Annotated in this window: 15 protein-coding genes and 1 tRNA gene; 8 read left to right on the top strand and 8 right to left on the bottom strand. The window is 70.8% G+C overall.

What is annotated here, in order from left to right; translation table 11 throughout:
* The first annotated feature begins 137 nt into the window (after positions 1-137).
* The 3 genes from AC3WLN_RS21260 to AC3WLN_RS21250 all read left to right on the top strand — a co-directional run bounded on the left by AC3WLN_RS21260 (position 138) and on the right by AC3WLN_RS21250 (position 3,585).
* Complete coding sequence (locus tag AC3WLN_RS21260; protein ID WP_243915173.1) at positions 138-488, top strand: hypothetical protein; 351 nt, start codon at positions 138-140, stop codon at positions 486-488.
* 145 nt (positions 489-633) lie between these two features.
* On the top strand, positions 634-1,926 hold the full coding sequence (locus AC3WLN_RS21255) for an adenylosuccinate synthase (protein WP_492484598.1): 1,293 nt from the start codon (positions 634-636) through the stop codon (positions 1,924-1,926).
* Positions 1,927-2,073: 147 nt separating this feature from the next.
* Positions 2,074-3,585, top strand: a complete 1,512-nt coding sequence (locus AC3WLN_RS21250; protein WP_492484596.1) for a histidine kinase — start codon at positions 2,074-2,076, stop codon at positions 3,583-3,585.
* A 147-nt stretch (positions 3,586-3,732) separates the two neighbouring features.
* Here AC3WLN_RS21250 and rpoH read toward each other — a convergent pair whose 3' ends face one another.
* Together rpoH and AC3WLN_RS21240 are read right to left on the bottom strand one after the other, a co-directional pair.
* Positions 3,733-4,623 (bottom strand): RNA polymerase sigma factor RpoH, encoded by an 891-nt coding sequence (rpoH, locus tag AC3WLN_RS21245; RefSeq protein WP_492484594.1) that lies wholly within the window; start codon positions 4,621-4,623, stop codon positions 3,733-3,735.
* 235 nt (positions 4,624-4,858) lie between these two features.
* The gene (locus tag AC3WLN_RS21240; RefSeq protein ID WP_492484592.1) at positions 4,859-5,872 is read right to left on the bottom strand and encodes an RluA family pseudouridine synthase; all 1,014 of its coding nucleotides are present in this window, start codon (positions 5,870-5,872) and stop codon (positions 4,859-4,861) included.
* A 147-nt stretch (positions 5,873-6,019) separates the two neighbouring features.
* Here AC3WLN_RS21240 and AC3WLN_RS21235 point away from each other — a divergent pair.
* A tRNA-Glu gene (locus tag AC3WLN_RS21235) sits at positions 6,020-6,094 on the top strand.
* Between the two features lie 156 nt (positions 6,095-6,250).
* Here the strand turns inward: AC3WLN_RS21235 and AC3WLN_RS21230 are convergent.
* On the bottom strand, positions 6,251-6,697 hold the full coding sequence (locus tag AC3WLN_RS21230) for a phospholipase A2 family protein (RefSeq protein WP_492484590.1): 447 nt from the start codon (positions 6,695-6,697) through the stop codon (positions 6,251-6,253).
* A gap of 388 nt (positions 6,698-7,085) precedes the next feature.
* On the opposite strand from AC3WLN_RS21230, the gene AC3WLN_RS21225 reads away from it, so the two are divergent.
* Entirely contained in the window at positions 7,086-7,223 is a 138-nt protein-coding gene (locus AC3WLN_RS21225) for a hypothetical protein (protein ID WP_492484588.1), read from the top strand.
* Positions 7,224-7,259: 36 nt separating this feature from the next.
* Here the strand turns inward: AC3WLN_RS21225 and AC3WLN_RS21220 are convergent, their stop codons facing one another.
* On the bottom strand, positions 7,260-7,661 hold the full coding sequence (locus tag AC3WLN_RS21220) for a PRC-barrel domain-containing protein (protein ID WP_492484586.1): 402 nt from the start codon (positions 7,659-7,661) through the stop codon (positions 7,260-7,262).
* A 148-nt stretch (positions 7,662-7,809) separates the two neighbouring features.
* Between AC3WLN_RS21220 and AC3WLN_RS21215 the strand changes: the two genes are divergently transcribed.
* The 3 genes from AC3WLN_RS21215 (at position 7,810) to AC3WLN_RS21205 (ending at position 10,192) form a co-directional block, all read left to right on the top strand.
* Positions 7,810-8,013, top strand: coding sequence for a CsbD family protein (locus tag AC3WLN_RS21215; RefSeq protein WP_492484584.1), 204 nt, complete (start codon positions 7,810-7,812; stop codon positions 8,011-8,013).
* 336 nt (positions 8,014-8,349) lie between these two features.
* A complete protein-coding gene (locus tag AC3WLN_RS21210; protein WP_492484601.1) occupies positions 8,350-8,679 on the top strand; it encodes a hypothetical protein in 330 nt (109 codons plus the stop codon).
* A 121-nt stretch (positions 8,680-8,800) separates the two neighbouring features.
* The gene (locus AC3WLN_RS21205; protein ID WP_492484582.1) at positions 8,801-10,192 is read left to right on the top strand and encodes a TAXI family TRAP transporter solute-binding subunit; all 1,392 of its coding nucleotides are present in this window, start codon (positions 8,801-8,803) and stop codon (positions 10,190-10,192) included.
* 148 nt (positions 10,193-10,340) lie between these two features.
* Here the strand turns inward: AC3WLN_RS21205 and AC3WLN_RS21200 are convergent, their stop codons facing one another.
* From AC3WLN_RS21200 to AC3WLN_RS21185, 4 genes are all read right to left on the bottom strand, one after another.
* Positions 10,341-10,598 (bottom strand): hypothetical protein, encoded by a 258-nt coding sequence (locus tag AC3WLN_RS21200; protein ID WP_492484581.1) that lies wholly within the window; start codon positions 10,596-10,598, stop codon positions 10,341-10,343.
* A gap of 304 nt (positions 10,599-10,902) precedes the next feature.
* Positions 10,903-11,148, bottom strand: a complete 246-nt coding sequence (locus AC3WLN_RS21195) for a hypothetical protein (protein ID WP_492484579.1) — start codon at positions 11,146-11,148, stop codon at positions 10,903-10,905.
* A 480-nt stretch (positions 11,149-11,628) separates the two neighbouring features.
* The gene (gene gyrB, locus AC3WLN_RS21190) at positions 11,629-14,076 is read right to left on the bottom strand and encodes a DNA topoisomerase (ATP-hydrolyzing) subunit B (RefSeq protein ID WP_492484577.1); all 2,448 of its coding nucleotides are present in this window, start codon (positions 14,074-14,076) and stop codon (positions 11,629-11,631) included.
* A gap of 238 nt (positions 14,077-14,314) precedes the next feature.
* A complete protein-coding gene (locus AC3WLN_RS21185) occupies positions 14,315-14,959 on the bottom strand; it encodes an MBL fold metallo-hydrolase (RefSeq protein WP_492484575.1) in 645 nt (214 codons plus the stop codon).
* Positions 14,960-15,008: the final 49 nt, after the last annotated feature.

The following is a 15,008-nucleotide window of genomic DNA, read 5'->3' as shown; positions in this document are numbered from 1 at the left end:
CTTCCCGAGCCCCGCCTCAAAGCCCCCGTCCGAGCCCCTTTCAGGACCATCGTCCCATCGCAGGACCGATGGGACAGGAACGCTTCGGCCCCGGGGCTGTTCTCCCCCAAACCTCGCATCCGAGACAGGGAGACCCTATGCGCTCGATCCTCACCCTCGCGGTCGGCTTCGGCCTGATCGCCGGCGCGGCCTTCGCCCAGTCCCCCGACGCGCCCCTGAAGGGCCGGGACACCGACCCGGCCCTGCCGCCGCCGAACCAGACGATTCCCGATAAGATCCGCCCCTCCGACGGAGCTGCCGATCAGGGCACGTCCTCGGACAAGGGCACCTTGAGCGACCGCCTCGAGAAGAGCGACGGCGTCATCAAGCCGCCGGGCAACACTGCGCCCGGCATGGTGGTGACGCCGCCCGACCCGAACCCGGGCGGCATGCCGGTGATCAAGCCCGGCGATCTTCCCGGCCGCCAGCCCGGCACGGAGGCCCGCTGAGGGGACATCCCCGCCCGTCCGGGCGCGGACGGCCCCCTTGCTTGATTTCCGCGCACGGATCGCGGAAAGACCCGAGGACAGCGAAAGCGGTCCGACCTGACGGGCGGACCGCTTTCGCGCGGGTTACGGCACAGGTCTTCAGTGAATGGCAAACGTCGTCGTCGTGGGCGCCCAATGGGGTGACGAAGGCAAGGGCAAGATCGTCGACTGGCTCTCCGAGCAGGCCGACGTCGTGGTCCGTTTCCAGGGCGGGCACAATGCCGGCCATACGCTGGTGGTCGACGGCGTGACCTACAAGCTGGCGCTGCTGCCCTCCGGCGTCGTGCGCGGCGGCAAGCTGTCGGTGATCGGCAATGGCGTCGTGGTCGATCCCTGGCACCTCGTGGACGAGATCGCCCGGCTCCAGGCCCAGGGCGTCGAGATCTCGCCGCGCACCCTGCGCATCGCCGACAACGCCACCCTGATCCTGCCGCTGCACCGCGAACTCGACCACTTTCGCGAGACGTCGAACGCCGGGCTCAAGATCGGCACGACGAAGCGGGGCATCGGCCCGGCCTACGAGGACAAGGTCGGCCGCCGCGCCATCCGGGTCGTCGATCTGGCCGACACGTCGACCCTCGAGGCCAAGATCGAGCGGGTGCTCACCCACCACAACGCCCTGCGCCGGGGCCTCGGCATCGCCGAGGTCGATGCGGGCGCGCTGCTCACCGAGCTGAAGGCGATCGCACCCACGATCCTGCCCTACGCCGACACGGTCTGGAAGCTCCTCGACGACGAGCGCCGCGCCGGCAAGCGCATCCTGTTCGAGGGCGCCCAGGGCGCGCTCCTCGACGTCGACCACGGCACCTATCCGTTCGTGACCTCCTCGAACATCGTGGCGGCCCAGGCGGCGACTGGCTCGGGCATGGGCCCTTCGGCCATCGGCTACGTGCTCGGCATCGCCAAGGCCTACACCACCCGTGTCGGCGAAGGCCCCTTCCCCACCGAGCTGTTCGACGAGATCGGCGAGACCATCGGCGCCAAGGGCCGCGAGTTCGGCGTCAATACCGGGCGCAAGCGCCGCTGCGGCTGGTTCGACGCGGTGCTGGTGCGCCAGACCGTGCGGACCTCGGGCATCGACGGCATCGCGCTCACCAAGCTCGACATCCTCGACGGCTTCGAGTCGATCAAGGTCTGCACCGGCTACCGCCTCGACGGGCAGGTGGTGGACCACCTACCCGCCAACCAGGCGGCCCAGGCCAAGGTCGAGCCGATCTACGAGACCATCGAGGGCTGGTCGGGCACCACGGCCGGGGCCCGCTCCTGGGCCGACCTGCCGGCCCAGGCGATCAAGTACGTGCGCCGCATCGAGGAACTGATCGGCGCGCCGGTGGCGCTGCTCTCGACCTCGCCGGAGCGCAACGACACCATTCTCATGCACAACCCCTTTGAGGACTGAGGCGGTTTCCGCTTGATGGACGCGCGGCCGCGTGGGGAAGATGCGCCCATGACGGCACCGCGGCGGCCGCCCGGCATGTGTCCGTCCGTGGGGCTGCGGGACGAGGCGGCCGGCCAGCCGCCGGCGAGAGGGCGGATCTGAGGCACGATGGCCGACTATTATCCCCTGCTGGCACGGGCGCTCGAGGCGATGCCCGACCGCTCCCCGGCCCTGCGCCAGGCTGTGTACGAGCGCGCGCGCGGCGCCCTGATCGGGCAGCTCCGATCCCTCGATCCGCCCCTGTCGGAGGACGACATCGACCTCGAGCGCAACGCCCTCGAGGCCGCCATCCTGCGCCTGGAGCGCGACCACGGCGGGGCCGCGCCGCGTCCGCCCGAGCCGGCGCCGCCGGAGCCCCCCGCCCCCGAGCCGGAGCCGGCGCCGTTCCTCCCGCCGCCGCCGGCCAACGATCCCGTCGACCTGCCCGAGGCGACCCTGCCGCCCGCCCCGCGGCCGGACCTCGGCGTGCCCGTGCCGCCGGCCCTCGAGCCGAAACCCGTCGAGTCGAAGCCGATCGAGCCGGCATCCGTCGAGCCGATCCCGGCGGAGCCGGGGCCTCCCCCGTCGGCGCCGAGCGAGGCCGGGCCGGCCCCCGACACCATCCCGCCGCCGGTCCGCATCCAGTCCCGCAAGGCCAAGAGCCCGCCCTTCGTGGCGGCCGAGGCGCCGGAGGCGGCGGGCGCGCCGGCGCCCGCCGCCGACGAGGCCGGTGCCGAACTCGCCGCGGTCGATGCCGGCGGCCAGCGCCAGCGGCCGCGCATCGAGGTGGTCGGCCCCCGGCACGGGCGCTCGCGCCTGCTGCGCAACGTCCTCGTCGGCAGCATCCTGATCGCGGTGATCGGGCTGATCGCCGTGGCGGCCTTCCTCCTGCGCGACAGGCCCGCCGACCTCCAGCCGATCGCCACGGAGCAGCAGGACAGCGCCCCGAACGGCGCCGACTCGAAGTTCGCCGACCGGGTCGGCGGCGACGCGGCCCCGTCCGCGCCCGCTGCACCGGCCCGCCGTCCCGCGCCCGCGCCGGCCGCCACGCCGGTGCCCGCCGCGCCGAACCCGGCCCAGCCCGATCTCGCGGTCACCCAGCGGGCGATGCTCTACGAGGAGAACATGGGCGGGGGCGCCAACGCCGCGCCGACCACCACCCAGGGGCGGGTGGTCTGGCGCCTCGACACGGTGCCGGGCGAGCAGGGCCAGCCCCTGGAGACCGTCGTGCGCGCCACGGCGGAGTTCCCGGATGCCGGCCTGACCCTGATCATGACCCTGCGCCGCAACCTCGACGCGACCCTGCCGGCCTCGCACACGCTCGAACTCGTCTTCACCCCGAGCGGTCCCAACGCGGCGCGCCACAACGTCCAGGATATCGGCCTGCTCCAGGGCAAGGACGAGGAAGGCGCCCGCGGCTCCCCGGTGGCCGGCCTGCCGGTGCGGGTGCGCGAGAACCTGTTCCTGATCGGGCTCTCGTCGCTGCCCAACGACGTCGAACGCAACACCGATATCCTGCTGCACAAGGACTGGTTCGACATCACCCTGAAGTTCGCCGCCGGCCCGCGCGGGATCATCGCCTTCGAGAGGGGCAGCGCCGGCAGCCAGGTGCTGCAGAGCGCCTTCACGCAGTGGCGCTAGGCAGCGGCGCTCGGTAGGAGCCGCGTCGCGTCCGGATTCGCGGGTCCGGTCCGCGCGCGACCCCGATCGGGCCCCGGAACGGAAAACGGCCCCCCGGCATCGCTGCCGGAGGGCCGTTTTCGTCAGGGCCCGCCGGGCCTGGCCGCGTCAGGCGTGGGCCTCGACCCGCGGGGCCTCGCGGGTGGCGAGGTTGCGCTTGACCGCCTCCTGGATCTTCTCGAAGGCGCGGACCTCGATCTGGCGCACGCGCTCGCGCGAGACGCCGAACTCGCCGGAGAGGTCCTCCAGGGTGATCGGGTCGTCGGCGAGGCGGCGCGCCTCGAAGATGCGGCGCTCGCGCGGGTTCAGCACCGAGAGCGCGTCGCGCAGGGCCGAGAGGCGGTTCTGCCCCTCCTCCTCGCGGGCGAGCACGGTCTCCTGGCTCGGGCTGTTGTCCACGAGCCAGTCCTGCCACTCGCCCTCGCCCTCCTCGCGCAGGGGGGCGTTCAGCGAGGTGTCGCCGGACAGGCGGCGGTTCATGTCGACCACCTCCTGCTCGGGCACGCCGAGCTTGACGGCGATCTGCGCCACCTGGTCCGGCTTGAGGTCGCCCTCGTCCAGCGCCGAGATCCGGCCCTTGGCCTTGCGCAGGTTGAAGAACAGCTTCTTCTGGTTGGCGGTGGTGCCCATCTTCACGAGCGACCACGAGCGCAGGATGTATTCCTGGATCGCCGCCTTGATCCACCACATGGCATAGGTGGCCAGACGGAAGCCCTTGTCCGGCTCGAAGCGCTTGACCGCCTGCATCAGCCCGACATTGCCCTCGGACACGACCTCGCCGATCGGCAGGCCGTAGCCGCGATAGCCCATGGCGATCTTGGCCACGAGGCGCAGGTGGGACGTGACGAGGCGGTGGGCCGCGTTGCGGTCGCCCTTCTCGCGCCAATCCTTTGCGAGCGTGAACTCCTCGTTCGGCTCCAGCATCGGGAACTTGCGGATCTCGTCGAGGTAGCGGGAGAGGCCACCTTCGGTGGCGAGCACTGGCAATGCGCCGGCCATGATCTTACCTCCTTGAAAGGACCCCCTGAGGGCGGTCCGAAGCGAACCGCCGCTCCCTTGAGCCGACCGTTCGATTCCCCAAGTCTAGCGGGAAACCGGCGGGAACGGAAAGGCGGCGCGTGGGACGCGTCCGGCATCAACGCACGGGAGCCCGCTTGGGTCTGTGATGGCACGAAAGGCCGCAGCCCGCCGTGTCCTGGCGCACGCCCGCGCGGCCTTGACTGTGTCTGCGCCGCTACGGGCCGGCCCGCAGCCGAGCCACGAGATCCTGCAGGTCGGCCGGGAGCGGGCTCTCGAAATGCAGGGTTTCTCCCGTGCGCGGATGGGCGAAGCCCAGCACGCTGGCGTGCAGCGCCTGCCGCCCGAGTGTGGCCAGCGCCTCGCGCGCCTGCGGCGAGAGCCGGCCCGCCTTGGTCTTGAAGGCCCCGCCATAGACCGCGTCGCCCAGGAGCGGATGGCCGCGATGGCTGAGATGCACGCGGATCTGGTGGGTGCGCCCCGTCTCCAGGGTGCAGCGGACCAGGGCCACCGGCGCCTCGGCACCCAGCACCGCCTCGACGCGGTAATGCGTGATCGCGTGCCGGCCGCCCTCCCCGCGCACGACGGCGATCTTCTCGCGGTTGCGCACGCTGCGGGCGAGGTTCGCCTCGATGGTGCCGGCCCGCGGCTCGGGAACGCCCCAGGCCAGGGCGAGATAGGCCCGCTCCAGGGGGCCGGTGCGGCCGTGGTCGGCGAACTGCGCCGTCAGCCCGGCATGGGCCAGATCGTTCTTGGCCACCACCAGCAGGCCGCTGGTATCCTTGTCGATCCGGTGGACGATGCCCGGCCGGCGCACGCCGCCGATCCCCGACAGGCTCTCGCCGCAATGGGCGATGAGCCCGTTCACCAGGGTGCCGGAGTCGTGGCCGGGCGCCGGGTGGACCACGAGGCCGGCCGGCTTGTCGATGACGATGAGATCGTCGTCCTCGTACACGATGGCGAGGTCGAGGGCCTGCGCCACCGGCTCCGCCGCCACCGCCTCCGGGATCACCACGGCGAGTTCGGCCCCGGGGCCGACCTTCGCCGAGGGATCGCGGCTGACGGCGCCGTCGCGGCGGACCTGCCCGGCGCGGATGAGGTCCTGCAGGCGCGAGCGCGAGACGTCGGGAAAGGCCCGGGCCAGGGCCCGGTCCAGGCGCTCCGTCGCGGCATCCTCGGCGAGCGTGGCGCGGCGGTCCGCCGATCCCGGCAATTCATCGAGTCCCGGCAACGGGCGATCCTTCGGTTCAAAATGTCGCTCGCGCCGCACCGGCGCGATTTCGGCACTTGTGGTGCCGCGCGACCCTCGCTATACGATCGCCCATCGGCCGGGAAGCACGGATCGCCGCAGCGATCGTCGGATGCCTCCCTCCGGTCCGCGCCCATCGTCTAGCGGTTAGGACAGGTCCCTCTCACGGATCAGACCGGGGTTCGATTCCCCGTGGGCGCGCCAACGACACTTTCTCTCCAGCCTGAACGTCTCTTCCGCTTCGCCGCGCGCGACGGGTCGTGCCGTCGCCCCGCGGACGGCTCAGCCGATGACGGGGCCGAGGCCCGCGTCGCCCGGCCGCTGCTGGGTTTCCGCGGTGAGCAACGACACCACACGCGCCTACTCGGGATCGGCGTCGTCCCGATCTTCGTCCGGCTCCGCGTCGCCATCGGGTCGAGCCAGGGCGGGGGCTTCCTCGACGCGCCGGATGCCGGCCGGGGCGATGGGGCGTGATCCGGGCCTGGACGGCATCATCGCGGCGCCCGAGGCGACGATGCCGGCGAGCGCCCGCAGGTCGGCCGGCTGCGAGGGGTCCTGGGCCACGCCCTCGGCTTCCGCCTGGAGGCGCAGGTTGCAAGCCTTCGACGGCAGGCCGCCGTCGGGGGTGCAGTCGTCGTGTCGGGCGCAGGCCGCGTCCAGGGCGTCGATGGGCGCGAGCGGTGCGTTGTTGCCGGGCCCGCAATAGTTGCCGTGCAGGAGGGCCTTCGGGGTCTCGCCGGCGATGGCGGCAGGAGCGGCCAGGGCGGCCATCGTCACGGCCGCAGCCGCAAGTCCGGAGAATCTCATCGGGTCACCTCGCTTCGATCCCACCCTGCGCGGGATGCGCGTCCCGGTGTCGTCAGGACGGGTGTCGATAATGCCAGGATTCCGAAAACCGTTCCGGGCCGATCCCGGCTCCATGGCCCGGGACAATACCCAAGGGGGGGCCGAGGGTGGGCCGGGTCGATACGGCCGGCCGGGTCGCGGCCCTGACCCCGAGGCGATGGACGCGTCGGGACGGAACGCGTCTGCGGGCATCCTCGTTGCTCCGGCCTTGCGCGGGTCCGGTCAACGTCCATGGCTGCCGTTCTCGAGGGAATGAGCCCTGTCGAGCGACGATCCGTTTCGCGTCACCCTTGAGACCCGCAACGGACGGCGCGTCCTGACCGCCACGGCGGAGCGTGAGGTCGCCCTCATGGCGGAATCGGTTCTTCGGTACGACGAGGGCCAAGCCCTCACGGTCGGCTTCAGCGTCGAGGGTCCGAACCCCGGCGGCGCGCGCCGCATCGCCTTCTACCTCACCGACGTCGCCCTGGAACTCGAACGCGCCTGAGGGGCGGAAGCGCCGAAGCGCTCCCGTGGTTCGTGCTCAGCGCTTGAACTTGCCGTCGTACTTGAACTCGGGGGCCGCCTTCAGGGCGTCCTTGCTGGCGTTGACGGAGGCCTTCCACTTCTTGGCGCCGGTGTCGTAGGTCAGCGCCACCGAGGACGGATCGACCACGACGTAGCGCTCGCCCATGCCGAGGAAGCCGCCGACGGACATGATGTATCCGGTGAGCTTGCCCTTCTCGATGACGAGGTCCTTGATCTCGCCGACATTCGCGTTGGTGCCGTCGACGACATTCAGTCCGATGAGGTTGTAGCTCAGCACGGCGTCCTGCGGGACGGGGGCGAACTTCACGGTGGCCGGGGGGGCGGGAGCCTCGTCCTTGGCGAGGACGGGGCCGGTCAGGGCGGTGACGGCGGCGAGGGCGAGAACGAGGCGACGCATGGGGAACTCCTGTGTCCCGAAACGGGGACCAGGAATGGTCGACCGCGACAAACCGTTCCGCCCCACCGCAGGACTTTCGTCCTCGGAACGGGATCGCACGGATCGCCGTTCCCGGGCCCCAGGACCGCTCCGGTCGCGGCACTTCGCCGTGGGCAGCACCCCGGACAGGATCAAGGGGCTCGCCGACGAGGCCGTCGGCACCGCCAAGCAAGGCATCGGTTCTGCGACCGGTAACGAGAAACCCCAGGCCGACGGCACGGCGCAGGAACGGAAGGGCGACGCGCGGAAGGCCACCGGGGATGGGAAGGAAGGCGCACAGCACGTCGCCGGCCAGGTCGCGGGCAAGGCCTGACCGGTTCGAGGGGGAACCGACGACCCCTCCCCCCTCGGTATCCAACGGCGAACAGCGTCGGACGAACAGGCGACCGAGCCTGCCAAGACACAACGGCGGTTCGCAGCGATAAGGCTGCGAACCTTGTGTCTGTTATACTTCGTGTCACCCAATTGCCTTGTCTTTAATCTGCCGTTCATTCAGTCGTCTCGTCTGAAGAAGCCGCAAAAAATTGGAACGGTATCTTTCCCATCTCCGTTTGCTGCTCCGTACAGTTTGAGGCGACCGGAGAAAATCATGTTGAAGCACGTCCGCGTCGCCGCCCTCGCCACCACCTTCGTGATCGGCGGGGCTGCCATGGCCCTCGCGCAATCCGCCTCGACCGTCGGCACCGGCGGCACGTCCACGGGCGCGAACGGCGCCACCGGCTCGTCCCTCGCGACCGGCGGAAGCGCGGCCGGCGGCAAGACCATGGACCGCGCCCGCGTGAACGAGACCGGGAACGGCGGTCTCAACGGTCAGGCCAAAGCCATGGCGCATGACGGCGGCACCTTCTCGAAGTCGCAGACCAAGACCAAGGTCCGCGACGGCGAGAGCGTCGAGTCCCGCACCAGGACCACGTCGCATGAGCCGGGTTCGAAGCCGGTGACGTCGACGACGACGTCCGGCTCGACCATCGGACGATGAGGCGGGAGACCCCATCCGGGGCTGAGACCTCAGGCCGGTCGTTCCGTCCGGCCGGCGGCCTCGTCCTGGGGTGTGCCGTCGTCGGAAGTGAACGAGGGGATGGGGTTCGGGCGTGGCGAGGATGACGCTTCCGGGTCGCCGACAGGACTGGCTCCTGCTGGGGCTGGCCCTCGTGCTCGTGTTCGTGGCCGTCGCGACCTACTACCTGACGCGGCCCACCACCCTGACGGTCGCGGTCGCCCCACGAGGTGGCAGCGAACCGGCCTTGCTGCAGGCCTACGCGGACGAATTGGCGCGGCGAAAGCTCGGGGTCAGGCTCAAGATCGTCGCCTTCGACGGCGTTCGCGAGAGCGCCGACGCGGTCAAGGCCGGCAAGGCCGATCTGGCCGTCGTTCGGCCCGACGTCGCGCTGCCCGGGAATGCCATGACGCTCGCCATCCTGCGCGAGCTCTCGGCCTTCGTCGCGGCACCGTCCAGCGCGGGCATCAGGAGCTTCGGGGATCTGGCCGGCAAACGCCTCGGCATGCTGGCGAGCCGGACCGCCGACCGTACGCTCGTCGGCACGCTCGTGGCCCACCACGACCTGGAACTCCTGACGGAGCCGCAGACCGCCACGCCACCGAAGAAGGCCGTGGTGCTCGTGCCCCTGGCGGAAGCCGAGGTCGGCCCCGCCCTGCGCGCGCATCGGATCGACGCGCTCGTTCTGGTCACCACACCCACCTCGCCCGTGGCCAGGCGCCTCGTGGCGCTCGTCAAGGACGAGAGCGCGGACGAGGAGATCGCCCTGTTCGGGGTGCCGGATTCCACGGCCGTCCTGGCCCGCTGGCCCCGCCTTCAGGCGGTCACGCTCCCGGCGGCCCTGTTCGGCGGAAATCCACGGCTCCCCGCCGAGGACGTGGCGACCGTCGGCTCGTCCTATCGCCTGGTGGCCCGGGCCGACCTCTCGCGCAGCCTCGCCGCCGAGGTGACCCAGCACCTGTTCGAGATGCGCAGCGCCCTGGCCGACACGGTGCCGGCCGCCGACGCCATCGCCAGCCCCACCTACGAGGACACGGCGGACGCCACCAGCGCGCACCTGCCCATCCATCCTGGCGCCATCGACTACTACGAGCGCGAGCAGGAGACCTTCATCGAGCGATACGAGAGCTGGATCTACCTCGTGGCCATCCTGGCCGGCGGCGTCGGCTCGACCGTGGCCTGGCTGCGCCAGCGGCTGGGCCGCATCCGACGTGAGCGGATCGAGGTGGCGACGAGCCGCCTCCTCGAACTGCGTGCGGCAGCCCAGGACGAGACCGACGTTACGCGCCTGGAGGCCATGGCGGCCGAGGTGGACGACCTGGCCGCCAGCATCGCCCGCCAGGCCCTCAATCGCCCGACCGAGTTACGGATGCTCGGTGCGGCCACGATCGCCATCGACGCGACGCGCTCGACGGTCAGGCGTGCCATGGGCCACCAGGACAAGCCGGCAGAGTCCGGATTCACCGAGGCGCCGGTGACCTCGCCGGCTGCGTAGGCTGCGTTCTCGTGGGCACCGACGCGACGCCGGTCGTAACGGGACTGGGTGCACAGGGCGCGGGAACGGCCGGGACACGCCCAGGCGGCGAAGCCGACCGGAACAGCGCCCCGATCGGCTTCACGCCGTCCCTCGGTCGCGGGGAGGCTCAGTAGCGGTCGTTGCGGTACCCGCCGTACCGGCGCCCCTCGTCGAAGCGCGTGCCCCGGTAGGACCGCTGGTAGCCGCCGAACTCGCGATGGCGGCGGTATCCGTGGGCGGGTGCCCAGGCAGGCGGACCACCCCGTTCGAAACCACGGCCGCCGCGAGCCCAGGGCGGATCGGCCATAGCGGCCGTCGAGGTGCCCAGGATGCCACCGGCGAGTGTGAGGGCCGAGAACAAGACAAGTATCGGCTTGCGAAACATGATGTCTGACTCCGACGCCATCCGAACCTTTGACGTGGAGCAGATACGGCCGAGGATCAAAAACGGTTCCGACCTGATATTTCAATGCAGAACGCCGACGGTCGACGATGCGGTTCAAGGAGTCCGTTTGTCCCGAGGCGCGACCCCTCAACCCAGGGATCGCTGCGACAGGCCGAGCCGAAGCGCGGCTCGGCAAGGAGGTCCGTTCGGCGCGGATGGGCCGGGTCCTCACCGACCAGGAGCCTACGGGCCGACGGTCACGGTTGCCGCCGCGGGGATGTCGGCCCGATGCCGTCGGTGCCCGTCAGCTCTTCTTCTTGTAGGCCTGGATCGCGTTCTGGCATCCGGGTGAAAGCTTCGACATGTTCTTCTGGAAGCAGGCCTGCGTCTCCGGACCGTCCTCGGGCGGCAGGCCCGCGCAGAAGGTCGTGAAGTCGCCGGCGCATTGTTGCTGAAGGGCGGCCTTGTCCTCGTCGGACATCGGTGCGGCCACGGCCGCGCCGGCCGCGGCGGCGGCAAGAACGAACGTCAATCCGAAACGTACCAGCATGTCGTGCTCCCTCACCCCCTGACTGTTCGGGGTCGGGAGCCCAAACGTCTCCGCGTCCCGAACCGTTGCACCGGGGAGGCCTGGGAATCGGATTGACCTGACCGGTCTCTGGGACCTGACCGGTCTCTTGGACCGGGCTGATCCAGAGGCGACGGCATGGTCGCGACCAATGGAGAGCCGGAAGGCCAACCCCGGGAAGCCGCCGGACGCGGGCGTAGGGGCCGCCCCTCCGGTCACAGGACGCCCCGTGCCTGCCTGAGCCACGACGTGCGGTTCCGGCTCGCCGATCGCGAGCGGGAGATTCGCGGCCTGCGGCGTCACCAGCAAGGAGATCGCCGGTCGCCTCGGGTCAACGCCGAAGACCATCGAAACCCGGAAGGCCCGGGCGAGATCCCGGTCCGCTGAGGAGTGCCCGCGAGCGAAGGGGCAACGGCGGAACGGGATCACGGCGACCGCTTCCGCACGAGGCCGACCGTCCGGTCAGACGTCGAGGTTGGCGACGCTGAGCGCGTTGTCCTGAATGAACTCGCGGCGGGGTTCGACCACGTCGCCCATCAGCTTCACGAACAGGTCGTCGGCGTCCTGGGTGTCCTTGACCTTCACCTGCAGGAGCGAGCGCACGTCGCGGTCGAGGGTGGTCTCCCAGAGCTGCTGGGCGGTCATCTCGCCCAGGCCCTTGTAGCGCTGCAGCTGCAGCCCCTTGCGGCCGAAGGCCATCACCGCCTCGAACAGGCCGACGGGGCCGTGCAGGGTGGTCTCGTCGCCCTTGCGGGCGTAGGTGACGGGCTCGTCGTAGATCTCGCGCAGGGCCTCCGCCCGGTCGGCGAGGCGGCGGGCCTCCTGCGAGGCCAGCAGCGCGGCGTCCAGGGTCGCCACCTGGCGCACGCCGCGCAGGGTCCGGCTGAGGACGTAGCCGCCCTCCGAGACCGAGCCCTCCCAGCCGCGCTCGATGTCGTCGGCGATCCGGTCCATGCGCCGGGCGGTCTCCTCGGCCAGCACCTCGGCCTCGGCGGCGTTCTCGTCGACATGGACCCGGAAGGCGCCGGCGATCAGCGCCTGCTCGACCACGGCGCGGTCGTAGCGGGTGTGGAGCGCCTGCATCAGCCCGCGGAACTGGCGGGCCTCCTCGACCAGGGATTTCAGCTGCGGCCCGCCGAACTCGGTGCCGGAGGCCAGCCGCAGTACGGCGCCCTCGACGCCGGCATCGATGAGGTAGTCCTCCAGGGCCCGCTCGTCCTTGAGGTAGAGCGCCGACTTGCCCTTGGCGGCTTTGTAGAGGGGCGGCTGGGCGATGTAGAGGTGCCCGCGCTCGATCACCTCCGGCATCTGCCGGAAGAAGAAGGTCAGCAGCAGGGTGCGGATGTGCGAGCCGTCCACGTCCGCGTCGGTCATGATGATGATGCGGTGGTAGCGCAGCTTGTCCGGGTTGAAGCCCTCGCGGTCGGTGGACGAGCGGCCGATGCCGGCGCCGAGCGCCGTGATCAGCGTGCCGATCTCGGCCGAGGACAGCATCCGGTCGGCGCGCACCCGCTCCACGTTGAGGATCTTGCCGCGCAAGGGCAGCACCGCCTGGAAGGTCCGGTCGCGGCCCTGCTTTGCCGAGCCGCCGGCGGAATCGCCCTCCACCAGCAGGATCTCGCATTTCGAGGGATCGCGCTCCTGGCAGTCGGCGAGCTTGCCGGGCAGCGAGGCGATGTCGAGCACGCCCTTGCGGGTCACGGTCTCGCGGGCCTTGCGCGCCGCCTCGCGGGCGGAGGCCGCCATGATGACCTTGGCCATCACCGAGCGGGCCAGGGCCGGGTTCTCCTCGAGCCAGTTCGAGAGCCCCTCGTTGAGCACGTTCTCCACGGCCGGGCGCACCTCGGAGGAGACGAGCTTGTCCTTGGTCTGCGAGGAGAATTTCGGGTCCGGCACCTGCACGGAGATCACGGCCGTGAGGCCCTCGCGGCAATCCTCGCCGGTCAGCGAGATCTTTTCGCGCTTGGCGATGCCCGACGACTCGGAATAGCCGGTGATCTGGCGCGTCAGCGCGGCGCGGAACCCCGCCATGTGGGTACCGCCGTCGCGCTGCGGGATGTTGTTGGTAAACGGCAGCACGGTCTCGTTGAACGAGTCGTTCCACCAGAGCGCGACCTCGACGCGGATGTTGTCGCGCTCGGCCCGTACCATCACGGGCTTCTGCATGCCCTCGATGGGTTTGCGCGAGCGGTCGAGGTAGCGCACGAAGGCCTCGATGCCGCCCTCGTAGAACAATTCCTCGCGCTTGTGCTCGGCGTGGCGCGCGTCGGTGAGCACGATGCGCACGCCGGAATTGAGGAAGGCCAACTCGCGCAGGCGCTTCTCCAGCGTCGCGTAGTCGAACTCGATCATCGTGAAGGTGTCGGTGGAGGGCAGGAACGACACCTCGGTGCCGCGCCGGCCGTTGCCGTCGCCCACGATGACCAGCGGTGAGACCGCGTCGCCGTGGCGGAACTCCATCGCGTGCTCCTTGCCGTTGCGCCAGATGCGCAGGCGGAGCCATTGCGAGAGGGCGTTGACCACGGAGACGCCGACGCCGTGCAGGCCGCCGGAGACCTTGTAGGAATTCTGGTCGAACTTCCCGCCGGCATGGAGCTGGGTCATGATGACCTCGGCGGCCGAGACCCCCTCCTCCTTGTGGATGTCGGTGGGGATGCCGCGGCCGTTGTCGGAGACCGTGACGGAGCCGTCGGCGTTCAGCGTGACGGCGACGAGGTCCGCGTGGCCCGCGAGCGCCTCGTCGATGGCGTTGTCGACCACCTCGTAGACCATGTGGTGCAGGCCCGAGCCGTCGTCGGTGTCGCCGATATACATGCCGGGGCGCTTGCGCACCGCGTCGAGGCCCTTGAGGACCCGGATGGATTCCGCGCCGTAGGCATCGGCGGCGAGATTGTGGGAACTGTCGGACATGAACTTCCTCGGGCAGGCGGGCATTCAGGCCGGGCTTGCCGGCCCGGGCGGGGCTTGCCGGCCCAGGCCGGGCCCCCGCCGCCTGCGTTTCTTGCTTGCCCACGCAATATAAGCATTTCCCACTGGAAATGCATCGGTTTCGGGCTCGCGGACCCCTGTCATCGCGACCACGATGCCCCGTTCGCCTTAACCGCCCGTCAAGGCCCCGCCGGGACCCGGACGCCGGGGCCGGCAGGGTTCAATCCTGGAGGAAGGGGTTCGAGACCCGCTCCTCGCCCAGCGTGCTGGTGGGGCCGTGGCCGGGGATGAAGGCGACGTCGTCGCCCAGCGGCAGGACCTTGTCCTTGATCGCGCGGATCAGCTGCTCGTGGCTGCCGCCGGGCAGGTCGGTGCGGCCGACCGAGCCCTTGAACACCACGTCGCCCACCAGGGCGAAGCGCGCGTCGCGGCTCATGAACACCACGCTGCCGGGGGAGTGGCCGGGGGCGTGCAGGATGTCGAAGGCCAGGCCGCCCACCTCGACCACGTCGCCGTCGGTCAGCCAGCGGTCCGGCGTCACCACCCGGGCGCCGTCGAGGCCGTAATTGGCGCCCGTTTCCGGCAGGCTGTCCAGGAGGTAGCGGTCGGCCTCGTGCGGCCCCTCGATCGGCACGCCGAGGCGCTCGCGCAGCTCGGCCGCGCCGCCGGCATGGTCGATATGCCCGTGGGTGAGCAGGATCTTCTCGATGGCGATGCCCTGGGCGGCGATCGCCGCCTCGATCCGGTCGAGGTCGCCGCCCGGATCGACCACGGCGCCGACCTTGGTCTCGTCCGACCAGATCAGGGTGCAGTTCTGCTGGAAGGGGGTCACCGGAATGATTCCGGCGCGGGGCGTGCCTGGCATCGTCGGTCTCGCGGGATGGCGCCGCGGCGGCGCGGGGTGGGTGTGGGGG

The sequence above is a fragment of the Methylobacterium sp. FW306-05-D genome (assembly GCF_058782155.1).
Note: the sequence above shows the minus strand (reverse complement) of the source record. Positions and strands in the feature narration are given on the sequence as shown.